General features: G+C 43.8%; 18 protein-coding genes and 1 tRNA gene. 17 read left to right on the forward strand and 2 right to left on the reverse strand.

Features of this window, described 5'->3' with window-relative positions; all coding sequences use genetic code 11:
• The first annotated feature begins 138 nt into the window (after nt 1-138).
• The 5 genes from FTU13_RS08105 to FTU13_RS08125 all read left to right on the forward strand — a co-directional run bounded on the left by FTU13_RS08105 (nt 139) and on the right by FTU13_RS08125 (nt 5897).
• Nucleotides 139-2175 carry an NADPH-dependent 2,4-dienoyl-CoA reductase gene (locus FTU13_RS08105; RefSeq protein ID WP_180126526.1) on the forward strand — a complete coding sequence of 679 codons (2037 nt, stop codon included), beginning with the start codon at nt 139-141 and terminating at the stop codon, nt 2173-2175.
• Between the two features lie 87 nt (nt 2176-2262).
• Nucleotides 2263-2352, forward strand: a tRNA-Ser gene (locus FTU13_RS08110).
• A gap of 479 nt (nt 2353-2831) precedes the next feature.
• Nucleotides 2832-3938 (forward strand): acyl-CoA dehydrogenase family protein, encoded by a 1107-nt coding sequence (locus FTU13_RS08115; RefSeq protein WP_180131006.1) that lies wholly within the window; start codon nt 2832-2834, stop codon nt 3936-3938.
• 32 nt (nt 3939-3970) lie between these two features.
• A complete protein-coding gene (locus FTU13_RS08120; protein WP_180131009.1) occupies nt 3971-4753 on the forward strand; it encodes an enoyl-CoA hydratase/isomerase family protein in 783 nt (260 codons plus the stop codon).
• Nucleotides 4746-5897 (forward strand): acyl-CoA dehydrogenase family protein, encoded by a 1152-nt coding sequence (locus tag FTU13_RS08125; protein ID WP_180131012.1) that lies wholly within the window; start codon nt 4746-4748, stop codon nt 5895-5897. Before FTU13_RS08120 ends, FTU13_RS08125 begins: the two co-directional genes overlap by 8 nt.
• A 78-nt stretch (nt 5898-5975) precedes the next feature.
• On the opposite strand, the gene FTU13_RS08130 is transcribed toward FTU13_RS08125, so the two are convergent.
• Complete coding sequence (locus tag FTU13_RS08130; protein WP_180131015.1) at nt 5976-6755, reverse strand: IclR family transcriptional regulator; 780 nt, start codon at nt 6753-6755, stop codon at nt 5976-5978.
• Between the two features lie 537 nt (nt 6756-7292).
• Between FTU13_RS08130 and FTU13_RS08135 the strand changes: the two genes are divergently transcribed.
• From FTU13_RS08135 to FTU13_RS08170, 8 genes are all read left to right on the forward strand, one after another.
• Nucleotides 7293-8048 carry an SDR family NAD(P)-dependent oxidoreductase gene (locus tag FTU13_RS08135; protein WP_180131018.1) on the forward strand — a complete coding sequence of 252 codons (756 nt, stop codon included), beginning with the start codon at nt 7293-7295 and terminating at the stop codon, nt 8046-8048.
• 67 nt (nt 8049-8115) lie between these two features.
• Nucleotides 8116-8991 (forward strand): SMP-30/gluconolactonase/LRE family protein, encoded by an 876-nt coding sequence (locus FTU13_RS08140; RefSeq protein WP_180131020.1) that lies wholly within the window; start codon nt 8116-8118, stop codon nt 8989-8991.
• A 32-nt stretch (nt 8992-9023) separates the two neighbouring features.
• Nucleotides 9024-11123 (forward strand): acetate--CoA ligase family protein, encoded by a 2100-nt coding sequence (locus FTU13_RS08145; protein WP_180131022.1) that lies wholly within the window; start codon nt 9024-9026, stop codon nt 11121-11123.
• Nucleotides 11124-11240: 117 nt separating this feature from the next.
• Entirely contained in the window at nt 11241-11798 is a 558-nt protein-coding gene (locus FTU13_RS08150; RefSeq protein ID WP_257227205.1) for a flavin reductase family protein, read from the forward strand.
• A 46-nt stretch (nt 11799-11844) separates the two neighbouring features.
• Nucleotides 11845-13425 (forward strand): SDR family oxidoreductase, encoded by a 1581-nt coding sequence (locus tag FTU13_RS08155; RefSeq protein ID WP_180131024.1) that lies wholly within the window; start codon nt 11845-11847, stop codon nt 13423-13425.
• A gap of 10 nt (nt 13426-13435) precedes the next feature.
• On the forward strand, nt 13436-14506 hold the full coding sequence (locus tag FTU13_RS08160; protein ID WP_180131026.1) for an enoyl-CoA hydratase-related protein: 1071 nt from the start codon (nt 13436-13438) through the stop codon (nt 14504-14506).
• Between the two features lie 227 nt (nt 14507-14733).
• Nucleotides 14734-15801: an LLM class flavin-dependent oxidoreductase gene (locus FTU13_RS08165; protein ID WP_180131028.1), complete on the forward strand. Its 1068-nt coding sequence runs from the start codon at nt 14734-14736 to the stop codon at nt 15799-15801.
• 147 nt (nt 15802-15948) lie between these two features.
• A complete protein-coding gene (locus FTU13_RS08170; protein WP_180131030.1) occupies nt 15949-17292 on the forward strand; it encodes an MFS transporter in 1344 nt (447 codons plus the stop codon).
• Between the two features lie 58 nt (nt 17293-17350).
• On the opposite strand, the gene FTU13_RS08175 is transcribed toward FTU13_RS08170, so the two are convergent.
• Complete coding sequence (locus tag FTU13_RS08175; protein WP_180131032.1) at nt 17351-17872, reverse strand: nuclear transport factor 2 family protein; 522 nt, start codon at nt 17870-17872, stop codon at nt 17351-17353.
• Nucleotides 17873-18103: 231 nt separating this feature from the next.
• On the opposite strand from FTU13_RS08175, the gene FTU13_RS08180 reads away from it, so the two are divergent.
• The 4 genes from FTU13_RS08180 (at nt 18104) to FTU13_RS08195 (ending at nt 23045) form a co-directional block, all read left to right on the forward strand.
• Nucleotides 18104-19432: an OprD family porin gene (locus tag FTU13_RS08180; RefSeq protein WP_257227206.1), complete on the forward strand. Its 1329-nt coding sequence runs from the start codon at nt 18104-18106 to the stop codon at nt 19430-19432.
• A 69-nt stretch (nt 19433-19501) separates the two neighbouring features.
• Entirely contained in the window at nt 19502-20281 is a 780-nt protein-coding gene (locus FTU13_RS08185; protein WP_180132046.1) for an enoyl-CoA hydratase, read from the forward strand.
• On the forward strand, nt 20278-21792 hold the full coding sequence (locus tag FTU13_RS08190; RefSeq protein ID WP_373684602.1) for a 3-hydroxyacyl-CoA dehydrogenase: 1515 nt from the start codon (nt 20278-20280) through the stop codon (nt 21790-21792). The genes FTU13_RS08185 and FTU13_RS08190 overlap by 4 nt, the downstream gene beginning before the upstream one ends.
• A 50-nt stretch (nt 21793-21842) precedes the next feature.
• Nucleotides 21843-23045 (forward strand): 3-oxoadipyl-CoA thiolase, encoded by a 1203-nt coding sequence (locus tag FTU13_RS08195; RefSeq protein WP_180132048.1) that lies wholly within the window; start codon nt 21843-21845, stop codon nt 23043-23045.
• The last annotated feature ends 283 nt before the right edge of the window (nt 23046-23328 follow it).

Genomic DNA, 23328 nt, shown 5'->3' on the forward strand with positions numbered 1-23328 from the left:
TTTTATGAGTGAATAATTTATGCGTCACACGGTATTGACCATAAAAGCGAAGAATATTTTCTAAATTGTCATCCCAAAATATAAAAAAACCGCTAAAGTGTTATGCAACAAGTTGCAAAGCCAAAATAAGGATTCAGCATGACAACGACTAGCTATGCAAATATTTTAAAGCCTTTACATTTGGGTTTTACCACGATTAAAAACCGTGTCGTGATGGGGTCCATGCATAGTGGGCTGGAAGATCGTTTTTATAATTATCCTAAGCTTGCGGCTTATTTTGGTGAGCGTGCGAAAGGTGGTGTCGGCCTGATTATTACAGGCGGTATTTCGCCAAACCGTCAAGGTTGGCTGTTACCTGCTGGCGGAACCATGAATACTTTAGGTGATATTGCTCCGCATCGCTTGGTGACCCATGCAGTACATAAACATGGTGCCAAAATTTTAATGCAAATCTTGCATGCTGGGCGTTATGGCTATCAGCCTTTTGCAGTGTCAGCAAGTCCGATTAAATCTCCGATTTCACCTTTTAAACCACGTCAATTAACGGACAAACAAATTCTTTCAACCATTGATGATTATGTCAAAACGGCAAGTCTTGCACATAAGGCCGGCTATGATGGTGTTGAAATTATGGGTTCAGAAGGCTACTTGTTGAATCAATTTTTAAGCCGTCATGTCAACCAACGGACAGACCGTTGGGGCGGTGAAATTGAAAATCGTATGCGCCTTGCGGTTGATATTGTGAAATCGATACGTGCTGAAGTGGGTGAGAAATTTATTATCTGCTTCCGTTTGTCATTGCTCGATTTGGTTCATGATGGGAACACCATGGCAGAAGTCATTACTGTTGCTAAAGCATTGGAAGCAGCAGGTGTGACGTTGCTGAACACGGGGATTGGCTGGCATGAAGCACGTATTCCGACAATTGTGACCTCAGTGCCTCGCGCAGCGTTTGTGGACAATACCGCTGAAGTCAAAAAACATGTTGCAATCCCTGTCATTGCGTCCAACCGTATCAATATGCCAGATACAGCTGAAGAAATTTTGGCTTCAGGCAAGGCAGATATGGTGCAAATGGCGCGTCCGTTCTTGGCAGATCCGTTTTGGGTAAATAAAACGGCGACCAACCGTGTCGATGAAATCAATACCTGTATTGCCTGTAACCAAGCCTGTTTAGATCATACTTTTAAAAATCAGCGTGCGACGTGTTTGGTCAACCCGCGAGCGGCATATGAAACTGAATTGGTTTATTTAAAGACCAAAAAACCGAAGCGTATTGCAGTCGTCGGTGGTGGCGTGGCAGGCATGTCTGCAGCTACGGTTGCGGCAAGCCGAGGCCATGCGGTGACTTTATTTGAAGCTGGTGCAGAGGTGGGTGGTCAATTTAATTTGGCAAAAGTCATTCCCGGCAAAGAAGAATTTCACGAAACGATTCGCTACTTTAAAGTTCAAATCGAAAAAACGGGTGTCGATCTGCGTTTAAACACGCGTGTAAACCGTGAACAACTTGAACGTGAAGGGTTTGAGGAAGTGGTTATTGCAACAGGTGTAGTTCCTCGCAGCTTGAAAATCGAAGGTAGTGATGCACCGAATGTCTTGTCTTATGCAGAAGTGCTGAAAGGCGCAGCTGTGGGCAATAAAGTTGCTGTGATTGGTGCAGGCGGCATTGGCTTTGATGTATCTGAATTTTTACTCAAACCACCACATCAGCCACAACCAATGCCTTTAGCGGATTGGCAGCGGGAGTGGGGTGTTGATCCAAATCCAAACTACATAACAGAAGGTGGTATGCAGGCTGCTGAGCTCGAACCTCCTGTTCGTGAAATCTACTTATTACAACGTAAAACAACTGCACTCGGTGCTGGGTTAGGTAAAACATCAGGCTGGGTACACCGTGCACAATTAAAGAAAAATGCGGTTCGTATGCTGCGTGGTGTTCAATACAAAGCCATTACTGATGAAGGTCTTTGGGTTGAATATGAAGGGCATGATCAATTATTACGTGTAGATACGATTGTCGTTTGTGCAGGTCAGGAATCGGTAAAGCATTTGATGCCAGAACAGGGTGAGAAAACCCTTGCCAATTACCATATTATTGGTGGTGCAAAACTAGCAGCAGAGTTAGATGCGAAACGCGCAATACGTGAAGGTGCGGAGCTTGCGGCTAAACTTTAAGGATTTGGCGAAACAATATTCATTTGAAAGGTTTAGTTGTAATTTTTACTTGTCAGATGAATAAAACCTCCGTATTATGGCGCACATGGAAGCGTGGCAGAGCGGTTTAATGCACCGGTCTTGAAAACCGACGAGGGCGCGAGTCCTCCGTGAGTTCGAATCTCACCGCTTCCGCCAAATGTTGAATTAAGCCTTTGTATTTGCAAGGGCTTTTTTTTATCTGTGAATTTACCCCTCAACTTACCCCACATAAAATTTTGGATTTGTTTAAATCGATTAAGCTTATCTAAGATACGATGGGAAGGGCTTTGATTCAATTTTAATTTTTTGAAGTATTTATAACTCTTCGATTAGCAATTAGAAAGCCCAATAATTAATTATTAAGCTTCAGTAAATTAAACTAAATTGTATTAGTAGATTAAAAAAAATTAAAAATTCATATACATGATATTTCAAGCAAAAGTAGCTTTGAAATTGACACATTCCATCGCTTAACCGCATTCTCTAAACCACGATAAAAATGGTCTTCGGTACGCAAGGAAGCCTGCTGATATAGCTCAGTTCCCTGAATGAAAATTTAGTTTTTCCGTATTTGAATATCTTGAAATGACTAGACACGATGTGATGCTGCTGAAATGCAAAAAGGAGATTTGTGAATGTCAGAACTGATGATGGATGATGCTGACGGCGTACTGGGCATGCTTAAAGAAAGTGTGGTTGCATTTTCAAAAGGCTTTCCCGGTGCAAAAGGTTTACGCCAATTGAGAGAGAGCCAGAATGCACTGGATAAAAAACAATGGAAAGAAATGGCGGATGCTGGATGGATTGGCTTATTGCTTTCCGAAGCACAGGGTGGTGCCGGGTTAAGCATTAAAGAGCAGGCAGTTATTAGCCATGCCCTGGGGCAGGAACTGGTGACATCACCTATTGCATCTTCAGCGGTATTTGCCTCAGCCATTTTAAATAGCTTGGACGCATCTGAAGAGCGTTCACGTTTGGCTGCTGTGCTGCTAAATGCGGATCAGCTGGTGGTTCCTGTGACTGGAGGAAAAATAACTGCAGTCCTGAATGGTCAGGATTTTATTCTAAATGGTAAAAGTGAATATTTAGACGCGGTACAAGAAGCGTCTGATTTTATTATACAAGCGCATGATGCTGAAGGTGTGCAATATCTATTTAGTGTGCCGGCGCAAAGTTCGGGCATTTCAAGGAAGGATCACCGCGCAGTAGATGGTACGACACTTTCAATACTCAGCTTAAATGATACGGCTGTACCAGCGGCGCAGTTGCTGACAAAGGGGCATTTAAGTGCACAATTAGGCCAATGCAGTGATTTAGCAATGCTGGCTGTGGCTTCCGAACTTGCTGGCATTGCCAGCAAATTGGTCGCATTGACCAGTGAATATATGCAGCAGCGGGAACAGTTTGGCCAGCCCATTGCTAAATTTCAAGTGATTCAGCATCGTTTGGTAGATATGTGGGCCGATGCGGAATTTGCCTGTGCCGCAATTGACAATGCAGTTGAACGCTTAGTTTCAGGACATGGCATAGACAGCCATTTAGCGGTGCTGGCGGCTAAAGTGCGTGCCAGTGAATCTGCAACTTCGATTGGCCGCCGCGCGGTGCATTTATATGGTGCCATGGGCTTCACAGCAGAATGTGATATTGGTCTGTATTTGAAGCGCGCAATCAATTTAGCCGCCTCATTCGGCGATGCTGAAAAATTAAGAATTAAATTCGTTCAGACTGAACGTGCAAATTAATCCAAGGAAAGAAGAGTCAATAAGGAGTTCTCATGCTAAATCAATTAATTAAAACAGAAATCGAAAATGGCGTTGCTGTCGTGACTTTAAACCGTCCGCCAGTCAATGCGCAATCTAAAGAGTTTGTCGAAGAGTTGATCAGCGTGTTTGATGAGCTGAATGATTCAACCGATGTCAGCGTGATTGTATTAACCGCAGAAGGCAAAGTCTTTTCTGCAGGAGCGGATATTAAATCACGCGGCAGCGTTGGCGCAACACCGGGCGAAACCAGCCGTCATTTGCGCCGTACCCGTGAAGCAGGTTTTTGTATCATGGAGTCCAATATCCCAGTAATTGCTGCAGTGAATGGCGTTGCATTAGGTGCTGGTTTGGGATTGACTCTATGCTGCGATATTATTTTAGCCTCAGAAAATGCGGTATTTGGCTTACCTGAAATTGATATCGGCCTCATGGGCGGTGCACGCCATGCAATGCGCCTGCTGCCGCACTCTCTAGCGCGCCGCATGATTTTGACTGGTTATCGAGTAAGTGCGCGTGAACTGTACGAACGCGGGATTATTGAGGCTTGCACTAAGCCTGAAGAGCTGATGAAAGAAGCGATGCAAATTGCGAATTCGATTGCCAGCAAGAGTCCAACAGCTGTGCGCTTGGCAAAACGCGCGATTAATACCGTGGAAACAATGGGATTGAAAGACGGTTACCGCTTTGAGCAAAACCTGACTGTACAAATGACTCGCCACCCTGATTCTAAAGAAGCAATGGCTGCATTTTTAGAAAAACGCACACCGGTATTTCAGGAGCTAAATCATGGCTGATTGGAATAGCTTATCGGATCAAGAGTTCCGCCAAATTTTCCGTGAATGGATTTTGGAAAACTGTCCGGAAGAATTGAGATATATGCGCAAGCAGCGTCCGCTGTACGAAGAAGTGAAAGAATGGTATCAAGCACTGTATAAACATGGCTGGTTGGCGCCAATGTGGCCGGTAGAATATGGCGGTATGGGGCTGACGCCCGCCAAGCATATGATTTATGTTGAAGAATGGGCGAAAAATGGCTGTCCGCGTATTCCCGATCATGGTACATCATTGGTGGGCCCGCTGCTCTTAAATTACGGTACACAGGCGCAGAAAGATTATTATCTACCGCGTATCCTTTCTGGTGAAGATATCTGGTGTCAGGGCTATTCAGAACCAAACTCAGGTTCGGATTTGGCTAGCCTACGTACCAGTGCTGAACTGGACGGCGACGAATTTGTGGTGAATGGACAAAAAATTTGGACCACGCTGGGCAGCTGCGCCAACTTGATTTTTCTGTTGGTGCGTACAGATAAGGAAGTCAAAAAGCAAAAGGGCATATCTGTGCTGTTAGTAGATATGACCACCCCAGGTGTGGACGTGCGACCTATTGAAAACCTGCGCGGTGAAAAAGATTTCTGTGAAGTGTTTTTTGATAATGTCCGTGTGCCAAAAGAGAACTTGGTCGGTGAGCTGAATCAGGGCTGGACCATTGCCAAATCTGTCTTGGGTCATGAGCGTATTTTCTTAGGCTCGCCTGTACGTGCTGAATTGGCGCTGGGCCGCTTAGACAAATTGGCGGAGCATAAAAAAGCCTTTGACGATGCTGCTTTTCTGTCGCGATATGCCAAGCTGCGTTTGGACTTATATGATTTAGGATCTAGCTTTGAGCGCTATGCCAAAGTGTTGCGCGAAGGCAAGCATTTGGGCGCAGATGTATCCATTTTGAAAATTGCGGCCACAGAACTGTATCAGCGCATTACTGAAGAAACGTTGGTACTGGCGGGCGCAGATGCACGGCTGGACGATGATATTGAAATTGACGGTGGTGCAGTTGATGCAATGAACTTGTTCTTGGACGCGCGTGCACCGGCAATTTTTGGAGGATCAAATGAAATTCAGCGCAACATTCTAGCCAAAGTGGTATTGAATTTACCAACTTAAAGTATTGATTGTTTATAAAAAGAGTTTTTATTGTCAGATAAAAACTCTTTTTTTATGTATAAAAAGATGAAAAAAAAATTACATCGCAATTTCAATTGGCAGATGGAAGTTGCTGTTATTTTCTAAGCGTTTAACACCCGTGCGCAATAAATCCAGATAGCTGTCAAAGTTCTGTTTAATACGTTGCAGTTCACCGCCGATGCCGATAGTGACCGGCTGGCCATGAATGTTGATGGGTGCAAGTACCGAAATGGTGCCGCTGCCTTGAAATGGCAAATTGCCTGTGCATGAATAGCCTTGCTCTCGAATTTGACGGATGCGTTCCATCATTTCGGTAATGTCCACACGGTAGCCTTCTTGCTGGGTAACGCTGTTGGCTCTGCGGATGGTATTGTCCAAGGCTTTATCGTTCATGGTTGACATCAGCAACCAGCCGGCAGAGGATTGCGTCAGCGGGCGCAATTCGCTTTCGTTGACGTGATAACGCAGCGCATGCACAGAATGGATGATTTTATTGTACTGTACATAAATATCATTCTTGGTGGTAATCGAAACGGTCTCGCCAGTCTTATCATGAATATCCTGCAGCACATCCAAAACCAGTTCAGAAGAAAAAATTCTGGACGGAATCCAATTGCCCAAATCATAAAGTTTTAGGGTAGGAAAATAGAGCCGTTCTGTACGGTTGAAATTTAAATATCCACTGGAGACTAAGGTTTTCAGTAAAACTGTAGTACTGGACTGCGGGTAGTTTAGAACAGTTGAAATTTCACTCATTGAGCGGGACTGTTTTACGGAGCGGAAATATTCCATGATTTCCAATGCTCTTACTGCTGACTTAACTTGGGAATCGCTCAACTTTGCTGCTCCTTATGAATCTTTCTTAATTTCTTATCCATGAATTTTTACATTTCAAATAAAATCTATAGCACTTCTGCTGTATTTCGCTGAATCAATCTAGCATTTATATCCGACGAAAAACATAGGAATTTCTTCCATATTTCGTCGAATATGTATTGGTATATATCTATCGATATAACAAATGTTTAAAATTAATTAAGTATTTAATTTAAAAAGAAATATAATTTATAAATCAATAAAAAAGATCAATCATGCTTTGGATTGATCCTTTAAATCAGCATGCCTTGGAACAGCGGGATGACCCCAGCAGTCTAGGTTATTCTACTGCAGCAGATTGAATTTCAGCTTAAGCCGCTTGCTTCTCTTAAAGCAAATTACTCAGCAATTTTTTGACTTTTTCACATCTGTGAAACTGGCCGGCTTTTGCGTTTTTGCATTGTCAGCAGGAAAAATTAAATGCAAAGATGTAGTCATCCAATCACTTGAACAATACACAAAAATCGAGAGATTTTTAAACGCATAAAGGAATCAATCATGGAGAGATTGTCAGGAAAAGTTGCTTTGGTTACTGGCGGTGGGCGCGGCATTGGACGCGCAATCAGTGAGGCTTTTGCACGTGAAGGCGCGCTGGTGGGTGTGCTGGATTTGAAAGAAGAAATTGCACAGGAAGCAGTTGATCATATTGTAGCGCAAGGCGGCAAAGCCTTTGCACTGGCCTGCAATGTTGCAGTACGCGAAGACCTGTTTGCTCAAGTTGAAAAACTCAAGGCGCATTTTGGCCCAGTCGAAATTTTAGTGAACAACGCCATGTGGAACCGTTACGGGCCTTTGGCAGATCAGACTGAAATTATGATTAACCGCATGATTGATGTTGGCTTTAAAGCCGTGGTGTGGGGCTATCAGGCTGTGCTGAATGACATGATCAGCGCGGGTGGCGGCAACATCATTAACATCGGTTCGCCGTCTTCTGTGCTGGCGATGAAAAACGGCGTGATGTACAGCGCAGTGAAAAGCGCAGTATCTGGCTTAACCCGTTCCGGCGCAGCGGAATTTGGCGAACACAATATCCGCGTCAATGCGATTGCGCCAACATCGACACCGACAGATGGCGCCAAGCTGGTGGTGTCGGAAGAAGCATGGGAAAACCGGCGCAAGCGCATGCCTTTAGGCCGCTTGTGTTCGGCAGATGATATTGCCAATGCAGCAGTATTTTTGGCCAGCGATGAAGCAAGTTTTGTATCCGGCCATGTCTTGTTTGTCGATGGCGCAGCGACTTTCGCCTTTTCTTAATCAACGGCCATTTTAAACAGAGCGCAGGGACAGCGCTCGAATATTGAATCAGCAAGAGGAATGCACCATGACCATCACCGTTTCAAAAATTGGCGACACTGCAGATTTGCTGGGTGAAAGCCCAATTTGGGACAGCGAGAGCAAATGCCTGTATTGGGTGGACAGCGTTAGCTGTTTGGTCAAGCGCTATGATCCCAAAACACAGCAATATCAAAGCTGGAAAACTCCGTCACAAATTGGCTGTATCGGTTTAGCGCAAAACAACAGCTTAATCGTCAGTTTGGTTGATGGCTTTTATGAACTGAATTTAGATTCAGGCGAAATTAAAACCCTTATGCAGCCGATTCCGCCCAATGAAAAGGTGCGCTTCAATGATGGAAAAATTGACCGTTTTGGCAATTTTATCTGCGGCTCTATGGGAATTCATACTGACCCTTTGGGTGAGCTGTACCGCATGAACCGTACAGGTGAGTCGAAAAAACTGGCAAACGGCATCCGCATTTCCAACTGTATCGCGTTCAGTCCGGACGGCAAGGTCATGTATATGGCAGACAGTCTGGATTTGAAAATCCGCGCTTATGACTATGGCGATGGCAATCAGGATTTGCTTGAACCGCGGATCTTTTTTGATACTTCGGGTTTAGGCTCTGCACCAGACGGCGCCACTGTGGATGCAGAAGGCTATTTATGGGTGGCTTTGGTCAGCGCCAATAAAATCGCACGTTTTGCCCCGAACGGCACATTGGACCGCCTTATTCGTTCACCAACAGATTTTCCAAGCTGCTTGGCCTTTGGCGGAGATGACCTCAGCACCTTATATGTCACCTCAATTAAAAACTCAGGTACTGGGCGCATGATTTCCCGCCACCCTGCAGGCGGCTATTTGTTTGCCATTGATGGCTTGGGCGTAAAGGGGCTGCCTGAACCGCGCTATCAGCAATAAATAAATTAGACATCGAATTAAAGGTTTAAAAAATGACAAGTTCTGTATTAGAAGCATTAATGAATCCGCAGTCTGTGGCGCTGATAGGGGCTTCAGACAATCCAATGCGTATCGGCGGGCGTCCGCTGAAATATTTGAAAAATAGCGGTTATTTAGGCGAAATTTATCCAATCAATCCTAACCGTGAAAGCGTGCAGAGCTATAAGGCGTATGCCAGTCTGGATGCGATTGATGCAACACCCGATGTCGCTTTGCTGGCAGTGCCGGCATCTGCAGTGCTGGACTCTGTCAAAGCTTGTGCAGATAAAGGTGTGAAATCAGCGATCGTTTTTTCTGCCGGCTTTTCTGAAGCGGGTGATGCCGGCAGTGAAATGCAGGCAGAAATGGTGAATATTGCCAAAGAAGCCAATCTGCGTTTACTCGGGCCAAACTGTTTAGGTGTTTTTAATACCTACAAACATTATTACGGTACGTTCTCTACTATTTTAGACCGCGGATTTGTGCAGGCAGGACCTGTCGCGATTGTGTCGCAAAGCGGCGCTTATGGTTCGCATATTGCGCATCTCTGCCGTGAGCGCGGATTAGGTGTTGGATATTGGATTACTACCGGCAATGAATGCGATCTAGATATTTCCGAAGCTTTATCTTGGGCGGTGGATCAGTCCGAAGTGAAAGTCGTAATGGTCTATGCTGAAGGTATCCGCAACCGTGACAACTTTATTCAGGCTTTGGAAAAAGCCCGCCGTAAAGACATCTCTATTGTCTTTATGAAAGTCGGCAGTTCTGCCGTTGGCGCGCAGGCAGCGAGTTCACACACGGCAGCGCTGGCAGGGCTGGATCATGTCTTTGATGCGGTGCTGCGCCAGTATGGCGTATTCCGCGCGCATACTACGGCTGAACAAATTGATATCGCCTATACCGTGGTGAAAGCAGGCACGCTGCAGGGCAATAAGCTAGGCATTTATACCTTCTCTGGCGGTTTTGGCATTCAAATGTCGGATGATGCAGAAAAAGCCGGCTTAGATGTAGCGGCCATGCCGGAAGATGTACAAGCGGAACTGAAACAAATTCTGCCTTATGCCTCACCGGTCAATCCGGTCGATGTGACCGCGCAGGCGGCGACTGAACTGCCGATCATGACTGAATTTATGCGCGCAATGATCCAAAAAGGCGGCTATAACATATTTGCCGGCATATTGGGCAGCGGGCCTAGCAGCAAGAACTTTTCAGCTTTACTGAATGAGTCGCTGAGCAATGCGATGCAGGACGATACTTCCTGTGTAAAATGCCTGACCATGACTGCGCCGCGTGAAATCGTAAAAACCTATGAAGACAATGGCTTTTTGGTGTTTGCAGACGGCAGTGCGCTGATTCATTCATTGGGAGTGTTGTGGCAGTTCCAGCAGTGGAAACAGCAGGCCAAATTAGAACGCGCATTGCCTAAAATTCAGCTGCCAGAACCGGTTGAAATTCCGCAAAAAGCATTGAGCGAACACGAAGCCAAGGCCATTTTGTCCAAAGCAGGCGTGACTTTTACCCCAGAAATTTTAGTGCCTTCAGATCAGAACCCTGCAGCGGCAGCCGAGCAAATCGGTTACCCGCTGGTGATGAAAATCGCTTCTGCCGATTTGCCGCACAAAACTGAAGTAGGCGGCGTCAAGCTGAACTTAAAAAATGCAGCGCAGGTTCAGGAACAAATGGCAAGCATGCTAGCTCATGTACGGCAGCAAGCGCCTGAAGCCGTACTGGATGGGGTGATTTTAAGCCCAATGATTCAAGGTGGCACCGAAACAATTGTCGGCGTATTTACCGATCCAAGTTTAGGCCCTGTGGTGATGTTCGGTTTGGGCGGTGTCTTTGTGGAAGTGCTTAAAGATGTGACTTTCCGTGTTGCGCCATTCAATACACAGGAAGCGCACCGCATGATCCGTGAAATTAAAGGCTTTGCCATGCTGGAAGGCGTGCGCGGCGGCGCGCCGTCAGATATTGATGCGCTAGCGCAAATGCTTTCTGATTTGTCGCAATTTGCCTACGTCAATCAAGGGCAGTATGAAAGCATCGATTTGAATCCGGTGATGGTATTCCCAGAAGGCCAAGGCTTGATGGCGCTAGATGCATTGATCGTTACCTGATGCGCAGCTGCGAAATTCATATCTGTGTAAATGTGCGCTAAATCAGCCAATTTATTGCACATTTAATGTGAAAAAAGCACTATGGATGCAAGAGAAAAAGGAATTGGAGCTACTCAAATGAACGTAAAAATAGACCGCGAAATTTTGAAAAAATTCGAAAACATGATTCAAAACCAGCCTGCAATTGACAGTATCGACATTGTGGATTTTAAACAGTCTATGCGCAATATTGCCTCACCTGTCGGTGTGGTAACAACCTGTCATGGCGATGTGCGTCACGGCCTGACCGCTACAGCGATCTGTTCGGTGTCTATGGAGCCGCCAAGTATGCTGGTCTGTGTTAACCGCAGCGCCAGCGCAGAAAAACTGATTGCAGAAAGCGGCGCTTTCGCGATCAATATGCTCAGTGAAGATCAGCATAATGTGGCGCGGCTGTTTTCCACCCCAGGACTTGCGCCTGAAGGGCGCTATGCAGAAGGCGATTGGCATCATTTGGAAACGGGTTCGCCGGTGCTGAATGGTGCAGCGGTTTCATTCGACTGCTTGGTGGAAAAATGCATTGAATGGGGCACGCATAATTTATACATCGGACGCGTAGTGGCGGCTGAAACATTCGACCATGAAATTCTACTGTATAAAGACGGCGCATTCCGCCAAGTTGCAAAAAGCCGCTAGAAAATAACGGATCACAGATACCCAATAACTCAAAAGGATTTGAAAGATGAATACACAAAAAGTAGCAGTTGTTACAGGCGCAGCAGGCAGTATCGGGATGGCAGTTTGCCTGCAGCTGCAGGAGCAAGGTTATCAGGTGGCGGCCATTGATAAAAATAAGCAGGGCCTAAACGCATTGCAGGATAAAGCTGAACATCCGGTAGCGGTTTATGCCTGCGATTTGCTGAATCCTGAAGAAATCAGCCAAACCATGGATAGCATCACCCAGCAGTTTCAGCGGGTCGATTTAATTGTCAATAATGCGGCTATTGGCCCGTCAATGAACAGTGTGCTGGAGACTTCTGCCCAAGAATTTGAAAACACTTTTGAAGTGAACTGGATGGCTTCTATCGAGCTGGTGCAAAAAGCTTTGAAATTTATGACACATGAACATGCATCAATCATCAATATTTCATCCGGCGCTGGACTGCACTCCAACCCAAAGCGTAATGCATATGCTGGATCCAAAGCCGCGGTGATCAGCCTAACAAAATCACTGGCTTGTGAACTGGCCGAGAAAAAAATCCGCGTCAATGCCATCGCGCCGGGCTATATCAAAACTGAAATGGTTGCTGCGCTGGAACAGGACAATAAGCTCGATTTAGATGCTATCCGCAAGCGCATTCCAATGGGTCGTTTAGGCCGTCCAGATGAAATTGCCAGTGTGGTGGTTTTTTTGGCTTCGGAGCGCGCTGAATACATCACCGGTTCTGTGGTTGCGGTCGATGGCGGTTATGCGACCTTTAACCAAATTGGCGATGCTTGCGAAGCGCAATTCATCCGCGCCGATGAAGAACAACAGCGCACCGCGCAAAAAACAGCTGCGCGTGTTGTGGTGATTACCGGTGCAGCCCGCGGCATAGGCAGGGCAACTGCGGCAGCTTTTGCAGCGCAAGGTGATGTGCTGGCGATGCTGGATTATGATGCGGCCTCAGTTGAACAGCTGAAGCAGGATTTTGGCAGTCAGCATTTGGCTATGCAGGTTGATATCACTGATGAAGCGCAGATCAGCTCAGCCTTTGAACAGATTAAACAGCGCTTTGGCCATGTTGATGTCATGGTGAATAACGCAGCGATTGCAGATATTTTTGGCCCAGTGGAACAGCAGTCACTGCCGGGGTTAAGACGCATTATGGCCACTAATGTGACCGGTTCATTCAGCTGCGCGCGTGAAGCGGTCAAACTGATGCCGGAACAGGGCGGCGCGATTGTGAATTTCGGTTCCATCAATACGCATCTGCCATTTGCGCCAAGACATGCCTATGGCGCATCAAAAGCAGCTATAGAAATGATTACCCGCTGCATGGCAGCCGAACTGGGGCAAAAGGGCATTCGTGTCGTGACGGTATGTCCGGGCTATATCCGTACGCCGGGTGTAGAAGAACTAGAACGCACCAATTCGATTGATACTCCAAAAATCAACCGCCGCATACCGCTGGGCCATTTAGGCAAGCCGGAGAATATTGCCAATGCAGTGCTGTTCCTAGCTTCTGATCAAGCCTCTTATATGAATGGTTCGGCATTATTTGTAGACGGCGGCTGGTCATCTTTCGGCAACGCCGGCGATGCGTCTGTACAAGCCGCTTAAGGAGCAGATTATGGATTTAATGTATTGCAAAGAACAGGGCTTGAAGCTGGAACAGCTGCAGGATTTTAAATCATTCAAATTTGTGCTGAATGGTTTTGCGCACGGCGAATACCCGCAGATTGACGGCATCGCGATTGATCAGGATGATCATGTATGGATAGATCAGCAGCTCGTCACGCAATTTTCAGCTGGGGCGGATTGGAACCAAAGTTTTGATGACATGGTCGCAAAAGCTAAGAAATATGGGTGGATTCATGTGGAAACAAATGCGGTCAAAGCGCATGTGGTTTGGCAGGAACCTTGCGCCGAGGCAGAAAACATTGTGACGGAACAGCATCATGGCTGTACGGTTATCCGTTTAAACCGGCCCGCTAAAATGAATGCGCTGACTGTGCCAATGCTCAAGCAATTGCATCAGGCACTGCAGGCAGCCAATGATGATCCGCGTTGCCGGGCGATTCTGATTACCGGAAATGGCCGCGGCTTTTGCGCCGGACAAGACTTAAATGAGCGAAAAGATTTAACTAAAAAGTTGGATCTTGGTGCTTCGCTAAGGGATAACTATAACCCTGTAATTACAGCGATTGAGCAAAGCTCAAAACCTGTAATCTGTGCAGTGAATGGTATAGCTGCGGGCGCAGGAGTAGGTATTGCACTGGCCTGTGATATTGTGCTCGCGGCAGAAAATGCCAAATTTGTATTGTCGTTTTCTAAAATTGGGTTAGGGCCAGATGCAGGTTTGAGCTGGACGTTGCCAAGATTGATTGGGCTTGCCCGCGCTAAAGCGATTGCGTTACTGGCAGAGCCTGTGACTGCACAAGCCGCTTTGTACATGGGTATGATTTGGCAAGTCTGTACGTCAGAGACTTTGCAAGCTACAGCTGAAAAGCTTGCGACACAACTGGCACAAAGACCGATATTGTCGATGCAAAACATTAAAACTGCTTTTCAACCCTCCAGCACGAACACATTGCAGCAACAATTGGAATTGGAAGCAGCATTACAAAATGAGGCTGGGTTAAGTGAAGATTACTGTAAAAGTGTGACGGAATTTTTCAGCGCCAAGAAAGCATCAGCCTGAAATTTTCTTTAAAATTTATATATGTGAATAATTCCTTGGATTTAAAAAAGCGCATGCATAATTGAAAAATTATCCATACACTGAATTTAAGCAAGAGATATAAATTTCAAAATAAAGTTTAATTTTTAAACTTAAATAAACAATGGATCAAAATCATTTTAGCGCAAAAAAAAATTTTAGCGCTCAGGGATGATTTATTTTAAAAAATGTAATCAGGAGATTTTAATATGGAATTTGGTACATTTATTTTGGCTGCGCAGCGCGGTTATCACCAGACATCTGAACAAGTAATTTTAAACTCAATTGAACAAACAGTAGCATCTGAAAAAGCCGGCTTTGATGCAGCTTGGTTTGCAGAACATCATTTTAATAACTATAGCCTTGTACCTTCACCATTGATGATGGTGGCGGCGTGTGCAGGTCAAACTTCAAAAATTCGCTTAGGTTCAGCTGTATGTGTACTGCCGCTCTATCAGCCTCAGCGCCTATTATCTGAAATTGGCTTTGCAGATATTGTTTCAAATGGTCGTTTGGATTTTGGCGTCGGTTCAGGATATCAGGAATTTGAATTTGAACGTTTTGGCATTGATTTAGGTGATGCACCACAAGTGTTCAATGAATATTTAGAAATCATTATGAAAGGTTTGAACAATAAAATTTTTGAACATTCTAGTGAGCATATTCAAATTCCACCAACAGCTATTGCTGTGCGTCCAGTACAGCAGCCTACGCCTCCAATTTGGATGGCAGCGGGTTCACCGCGAAGTATGTCGCGTGCTTACAAAGAAGGGCATAACATTTTTGTGACCGCTTATCATGATGGCAATGATCGTATCCGTCAGGTGCGCGAGAATTTAGAAGCTGCTGCAGAAAGCGTAGGTAAACAAGTTTCAGATAGTAAAATAGCATTGTTGCGTTGTTGCTATGCCAGCGAAAATAAAGCGGAAGTGGAAAGCTATTTGGAGAATGCTCGCTACCAGCGCCGTCTTTCGGAAGCTTTGCAGAAACGTACACAGCAAAGTGAAGATGGTTACATGATTAAAGAAATGCCAACTGAGCAAGATTTATCTTTCGAGCAAATGGCTAAGAACATGCCAATTGGCGGCATTAATTATGTGATTGAAAAATTAATCGAAGAAATTGAAATTTTAAAACCAGATCAAATTGCAATTCAAACACAACTGGGTGACTTTGATCAGAAAACGATGTTGAAGCAAATTGATTTATGGGGTGAAAAAATTATCCCAGCTGTTAATAAAGCAATTGGAAGCTCAGTCGTTAGTATCGCTAGTTAAGTATTTAGGCACAGTCTCAAAAGACTGTGCCTTATTTTTTATCTTTATATTTATAAAGAACGTTTTTTTTGTGTAGCCTCAATAGCTTTAGGTATTAGTATTGATTTTAAGTGAAAAATAACTATTTATTCACAATGGAGGTGAATAATGTACAAGAGTTCTATTAACGTCACAAAACTGCTAGATGAAGCCAAAATTAATAGCTTTCATGTCAAATTTTTGATTTGGGGAGCATTAATCAGTGCTTTTGAAGGTTATGATTTGGTGGTCTATGGTGTTGTATTGCCGCTGCTGATGCAGGAATGGACCTTAACATCCATTGAAGCAGGTATTTTAGGAAGTACGGCGCTGGTAGGGATGGCTGTGGGATCACTGGGCTGCGGTATTATTGCAGATTATGTCGGCCGTAAAAAAATCATGATGATGAGTGTGACTTTGCTAAGTGTGGCAACGTTCCTATGCACATTTGCATCACAGCCGCTGGAATTTGGTACTTTACGTTTTCTCGCTGGTGTAGGCGTGGGCGGTATTATGCCAAATATTGTGGCTTTGACTGCAGAGTTTTCTCCTAAAACTAAGCGCACAACCATGATTGGTTTAATGTCTAGTGGTTTTGCTATTGGCGGAATTATTTCTGCTGTAATTGGCTCTATGTATGTACAGGATTCTGGCTGGCGTATTATGTTTGCAGTTGCAGGCGTGCCAGTTATTCTCATTCCATTTATGTGGAAATACTTGCCTGAATCAGTGAGCTATTTGGTAGGTCAAGGTAAGTTGAAGTTGGCAGAGGATACACTGAACCGCGTGTTACCTGAAAAAGTGAACCATTTGGAGCAGGAATTCACCCTTTATAAGGATTCCGACACAGCAAAAAACTCTGTCAATATTCTTTTTAAAGATGGGCGAGCTGGTGGTACTTTACTTTTCTGGACCGCGTTCTTTATGGTTTTGCTCATTGTTTATGCGCTTAGCAGCTGGTTACCGAAATTGATGATGATTGCGGGTTATCCATTAGATAAGAGTATTTACTTCTTAATGGCGCTGAATTTCGGCAGTATTTTAGGCACACTCTTTGGTGGTGTACTGGCGGATAAATTTAATCTACGCACAGTATTGATCTGTATGTTCCTAATGGGTGGATTGGCGCTATTTGGTCTTGGCTTTAAATCTAGTGCGTTCATTCTGTACAGTTTGGTCATTATTGCAGGAGCATCTATTCAGGGCGGAGCCATTCTTCTGTATAGCTATATTTCTCAATTCTATCCGTTGGTGGCAAACTCAACTGGGATTGGCTGGGCATCTTCTATCGGTAAATTCGGTGCGATTGTTGGTCCGATTGTGACCGGTTATGTACTGACCCTGCATTTAACCCATTTGATGAATTTCGCTTTAATTAGTATTCCAGCGATTATTGCTGCGATTTCAGTTTCTTTAATATTTAAAAAGAAAACTAAAGTAGCGACTGAATATACAGTACAAACTGTGAAATAAGCCTCTCTAACAAAAGCTGAATCATTGGATTCAGCTTTTGTTATTTATATTTTAAATTCTATAGTAATGAGTAAATAGGATCTTCTGGATACATACATCCAACTGGCTGTCTTAATTTAAATCGAGCTTCTTTTGAAATGGCTTGCATTTTATTTTCTTGTACCCAATCGTATATTACGATTCTTTTTGCTATTTTCCATATGCCATTTCTTTTCTCAAAATTATCTGCATAGCGCCCCCATATTTGAGTCTCAAGATTATTATTATTTTGATCTGGATAAATTTGGAGTGCAAAAAATTTAGATTCTACCTTGCATACATCAGGCTGATAGTCGATCAGTATATTGCTGATCTGGTGAATACTAACGACGGCACTTTTAAGGCTATTCATGGCTGCGCTGATGAAACCAGTAGCGGAGCCTTGATATGCCCCATGATAATCCATTGCATCTTCCCAGTATGCTGAATTTAAAGCATTTAAATCAGCCTTATCAACACCTCTGCAGTAACGGTATAAGCAATCTCGAATGGCTTCTCTATCCAAAAATTCCTGCAATTTTGTTTGTGTATCAACATTCATATTTCATATCCTTTGACTAGTTTTAAGTTGAATTTATTCCGATATTTCATATATGTGAAACTTAATTAAAGATTAAGTTTTGCATTTGGATACTATGAAATTATTCATAGAATAAAAAATAATTATGCCTTCGTTTATTAATAAATAATAAGGAATATATTTATTAATAATATGCATTTTTATTTTATATGGATATTTTTTAATATGGAATTATTTTTGATGAATTTATCAATGAAAAAAATTGCTACGGGTATTGGTTTGGTTATAGCTATGCCAAATTTTGCTTATGCAGATCTTATTTTTAAAGATGATCAACTTGAAATTTTAGGTAGAAATTTTCATTTTTATCGTGAGTATGAAAGTGGCGGTAAAAATCCTTCAGGTGCGAACTCACAATTGCCATTAGAGGAAAGAAATAATACTCGAAATGAATGGGGGCAGGGCTTTGTTGCAAAGTATTCATCTGGTTATACCGATACGCCATTGCAGGTTGGATTTGATGCATATGGTCTTTTAGGTCTTAGGCTCTATAGTGATATTTATGAAACAGGAACCTTGTTGCTTCAATACGACCCTGTGACAGGAGAAACGAAAAGTGCTTATGGTGAAATAGGTGGTGCACTAAAACTTAAATATAAAGATACCGTCCTGACCTATGGTGACCAATTCCCTTATGTGCCTGTGCTTGCAACAAGTACAGTTCGACTATTACCGACGGTGAGTACAGGTGTCAGTATTCAGGATAAAAGCTTTAACAATTTATTAATTAATGTCGGTTATTTTTACAGCATGAATCCACTGGATTCGACCAAAGATCTAAATTATTTCACCACTGATTATGGCGCAGGTATCAAGGCCAATAGTGTCAGCTTCCTTGGTGGTACTTACAGTTTTCCAAATGCCTCTTTAACCGCCTATTTTTCTGAATTAGAAGATGTCTGGAATCAAGCTTATTTGGGCGGAACATATTTTAAAAAAATTGATGAAGATCAAAAACTAAAACTTGGCTTCACCAGTTTCAGTAATATCGATACGGGCAAGAAAAATGGTGGTGATATTGAGGCATATATTGCTTCTGCTATGGCCGATTACAACTACAAAAATCACACCTTATCTTTTGGGTATCAGCAAGTGTTTGGGAATGAGCCTTTTGATATTGTAGGTTTTTCTTCTGTTGGCTCAAACAACCTGAACTATAACGTGGGCCAATATTCTACTTTTTCTGAAGCGCATGAAAAATCAGTGCAAGTGAAATATGAAGTAGATATGTCACCTTACGGCATTCCTGGCTTAACGTTCATGGGACGTTACTTTTATGGTTGGGATATTGATAACAGTAACAGCAACAACCCATTTTACACCAAGCGTTTTGTCTACGATCCAAATGTAGATTACACCCATCGTGAAACCAATCTTCAAGCATCTTATAAAGTGCCATCAGGCTTTGCAAAAGGCCTCGATGTAAAATTGCGTTATGCAACAAGCCGTGCAACCAAAGGTTATCGTTATGATGATATTGATGAGCTAAGAACGATTTTGGAATATACATTCAAATTTTAATCAAAGCCTAACTACCGCATTTTGTGCTTTTCAATGATTGAAAAGCCTTGAATATACAGAGATGACGATATGGACAATCCTTCACTACTCGAAATTAGCATTAAAAATGATGGCGTAGCACTGCTGGTGCTAAATCGGCCAACAGCGAGAAATGCATTGAATTTGGAATTGCGTCAAGCCTTGTCCGATGCGTTTATTCAACTACAACAAAATTCTGCAGTTCGTGCAATCGTCATCACTGGCGGAAGTCGGGTTTTTGCTGCTGGAGCAGATATTAAAGATTTTACAACAGCGACCACGGCACAAATGTATCTACGCCGGACTGAACAGTATTGGCAAAGCATTACGGATTGCAGTAAGCCGATTATTGCTGCTGTTAACGGATATGCCTTAGGTGGTGGCTGCGAATTAGCGATGCATGCTGACATTATTATTGCAGGAAAATCAGCCCAGTTTGGTCAGCCCGAAGTAAAACTTGGTCTGATGCCAGGTGCTGGTGGTACACAGCGCTTGCTGCGTGCGGTTGGTAAATATCAGGCAATGTTGCTACTTCTGTCAGGAAGATTTATTAGTGCAGAACATGCCAATCGTATGGGTTTAGTTTCTGAAGTAGTGGAAGATGAACAAACCATTGATCATGCGTTGGATTTGGCTAAAACCATTGCAGCGTATTCCCCAATTGCTCTTCAACAAATTAAAGAAGTGGCTCAGCTTGGGCCTGATATGCCGTTACAGGCTGGGCTGGCTTTAGAACGTAAAGCTTTTCAGATTTTATTTGATACTCAAGATCAGAAAGAAGGTGTAAATGCCTTCTTTGAAAAACGTCCAGCGCAGTATACGGGAGAATAAGTATGACTATTCAATCAATGGCACTGATTGGTTCAGGCGTGATGGGCATGGGCATTGCGCAGATTGCAGCGCAAGCTGGAGTAGAAGTGCGACTCTATGATGTCAAAGCTGGGGTAGCAGAAGCAGGTCTCTTACAGTTAAAAAACACACTGCAAAAATTGCAGGCCAAAGGCAAATTTACCCAAGTAGAGCTGGATCATATCTTGGCACGTTTTAGCGTGCTGGAGCATATCGAAGACGTGGCTGGGGTTGATCTCGTTGTTGAGGCAATTGTCGAAAACTTGCAGATCAAACAGCAATTATTTAAACAGCTGGAAAGTATTGTTGGCCAGGAAACTATATTAGCCACCAATACCTCATCACTATCTGTAACAGCTATCGCTTCAGAACTTCATCATCAATGCAGAGTGGCAGGGTTTCACTTTTTTAATCCTGTCCCTTTAATGAAAATTGTCGAAGTTATTTCCGGTTTAGCGACTGATGAAAGCGTTGCCATAGCTTTACTTGAACTCGCTCAGCGTATGGGGCATTTTGGTGTGCGCACCAAGGACACGCCAGGATTTATTGTCAATCATGCTGGCCGTGCTTATGGCACGGAAGCGCTGAAAATTTTGGGTGAGGGCGTGGCTTCCGTTTCTGAAGTTGACCGAATATTGCGTGAAGGCGCTGGATTTAAAATGGGACCGCTGGAACTATTTGATTTGACGGGTCTAGATGTTTCGCATCCAGTGATGGAGTCAATTTATAATCAATATTATCAAGAAGACCGCTACCGCCCAAGCGCCTTAACCCGCCAAATGCTCGCTGGCAAGAAAGTTGGCCGTAAAGTCAGTGAAGGTTTTTACCGCTATGAAAATAGTAAAAAAATAAATGAAACTCCGAAGCAAGCTGTGCCTGAAGTTTACACTTTTAATACGGTATGGATTCAAGCTGACCGTGAGCAGGATGCGCAGCAGCTCAAAGATTACGTTCAAGCACAGGGTGCTGTGCTTGATTGCGCATCGAATCCAGCAACTGACAGTTTAATTCTATTAGCGACGTATGGCGAAGATACCACGACAGCGGCATTACGTTTTGGTGTAGATCCTGTACGTTCAGTCTCAATTGATATGCTGACTGATTTTGCTCAGCACCGTACCCTCATGCCATCAATTGTTAGCTCTAAGAATTATATTGATCAAGCGCATGCACTGTTCGCAAAGGAAGATCATGGTGTAAGTGTTGTTGAGGAAAGCATAGGTTTTGTTGCTCAGCGCGTGCTGGCAATGGTAGTGAATTTAGCTTGTGATATTGCACAGCAACAGATTGCAGCACCATCAGATATCGATCAGGCAGTTAAAATTGGGTTGGGCTATCCGCATGGCCCAATCTCTTGGGGTAATGTATTGGGACCAGACCGAATACTCCTGATTTTAGAACGGATCTATGCCAATACAGGCGATCAGCGCTACCGCCCAAGCCCTTGGCTGCAGCGCCGTGCACGTTTACAGCTGTCATTACTTCATGCCTAATTCGTTTAGACCCAATCCATCTAGACTCAAACTTTATAGGGAAATAAAACATGTTAAATGCTTATATTTATGATGGTGTACGCAGTGCTTTTGGCCGTCATGCAGGCGCTTTATCGTCAATCCGTCCGGATAATCTCGCTGCACATGTAATACGAGCATTAGTGGAAAAACATCAGCTACCTAATGACATCTATGCTGACGTGATCTTAGGTAATACCAATCAAGCGGGTGAAGATAGCCGGAATATTGCGCGTCATGCGGCACTGCTGGCAGGTTTAGATGTGAAAACACCGGCACAAACGGTAAATCGTTTATGCGCTTCTGGTTTGGCTGCGGTAATTGACGCTGCCCGTGCTGTGACCTGTGATGAAGGCGATGTCTTTATAGCAGGCGGTGTTGAGTCGATGTCTCGCGCGCCCTTAGTTTTTGCCAAGTCAGAAGCACCTTTTAGTCGAGATTTTAAAGTTTTTGATTCGACCATTGGTGCACGTTTTCCTAATCCTCAAATCGAAAAACAGTTTGGCGATGACACGATGCCTCAAACTGGTGATAACGTTGCATTTGAATATGGGATCAGCCGTGAACAAGCGGATGCTTTTGCAGCAGCTTCTCAAGCGAAATATGAGACAGCCAAGCAAGCAGGTTTTTTTGACGGAGAAATTGTCAGTATCGATGTTGCGCAAGGGCGTAAGCTACCAGCCAAAGCTGTGATTGAGGATGAACATCCGCGTCCTTCTTCTACCTTGGAAGCTCTACAAAAACTAAAGCCTTTGTTTGAAAATGGGGTCGTTACGGCAGGCAATGCATCTGGTGTTAATGACGGTGCAGCTGCGCTACTGATCGGTTCTGCACAAGCAGAGCAAATACTGGGTATACAGCCGATGGCGCGAATCTTGTCTTCTGCTGCCGCAGGTATTGAGCCACGAATCATGGGTGCTGGCCCTGTAGAGGCGATTCATTTGGCATTAAAACGTGCCAAGCTGAATTTAGCTGATATGGATATTATTGAGATTAATGAAGCATTTGCTTCACAAGTTTTGGCTTGCCTGAAAGGGCTGAATATTGCATTTGATGATCAACGCGTTAATCCAAATGGTGGAGCCATTGCAGTGGGTCATCCGCTAGGTGCATCAGGTGCACGCTTAGCATTAAGTACAGCACGTGAATTGCAGCGCAGTGGAAAAAAATATGCGGTAATTAGCCTGTGCATTGGGGTTGGTCAAGGGCTTGCTATGGTTATTGAACGAGTCTAAGGCTTTTTGCTTATAAGTGAAAAAAGTTTTCTGATTTTAATTGATTCGGTTTTAACTAGTCTGATTTTAACTAGCCAGTTTTGAGATTTTACTTACTGCGATATACTCAATCCCTAATGTTGTTCAGCAAGTCTACTGAACGCATTTGGGATGTTTAAATCTTTGCTTCGTCAAAATTGAAGTAGTTATGTTCTCAAGCCATTATCGAAATTCTATTTACATTGATTAAAAATTTAAGCCAAACCAATCATTTGTTGCAGTACTAATAAAGTCAATTAAGCTC

It is taken from the genome of Acinetobacter sp. YH12064 (assembly GCF_013419735.1).
Taxonomy (GTDB): Bacteria; Pseudomonadota; Gammaproteobacteria; order Pseudomonadales; family Moraxellaceae; genus Acinetobacter; species Acinetobacter amyesii.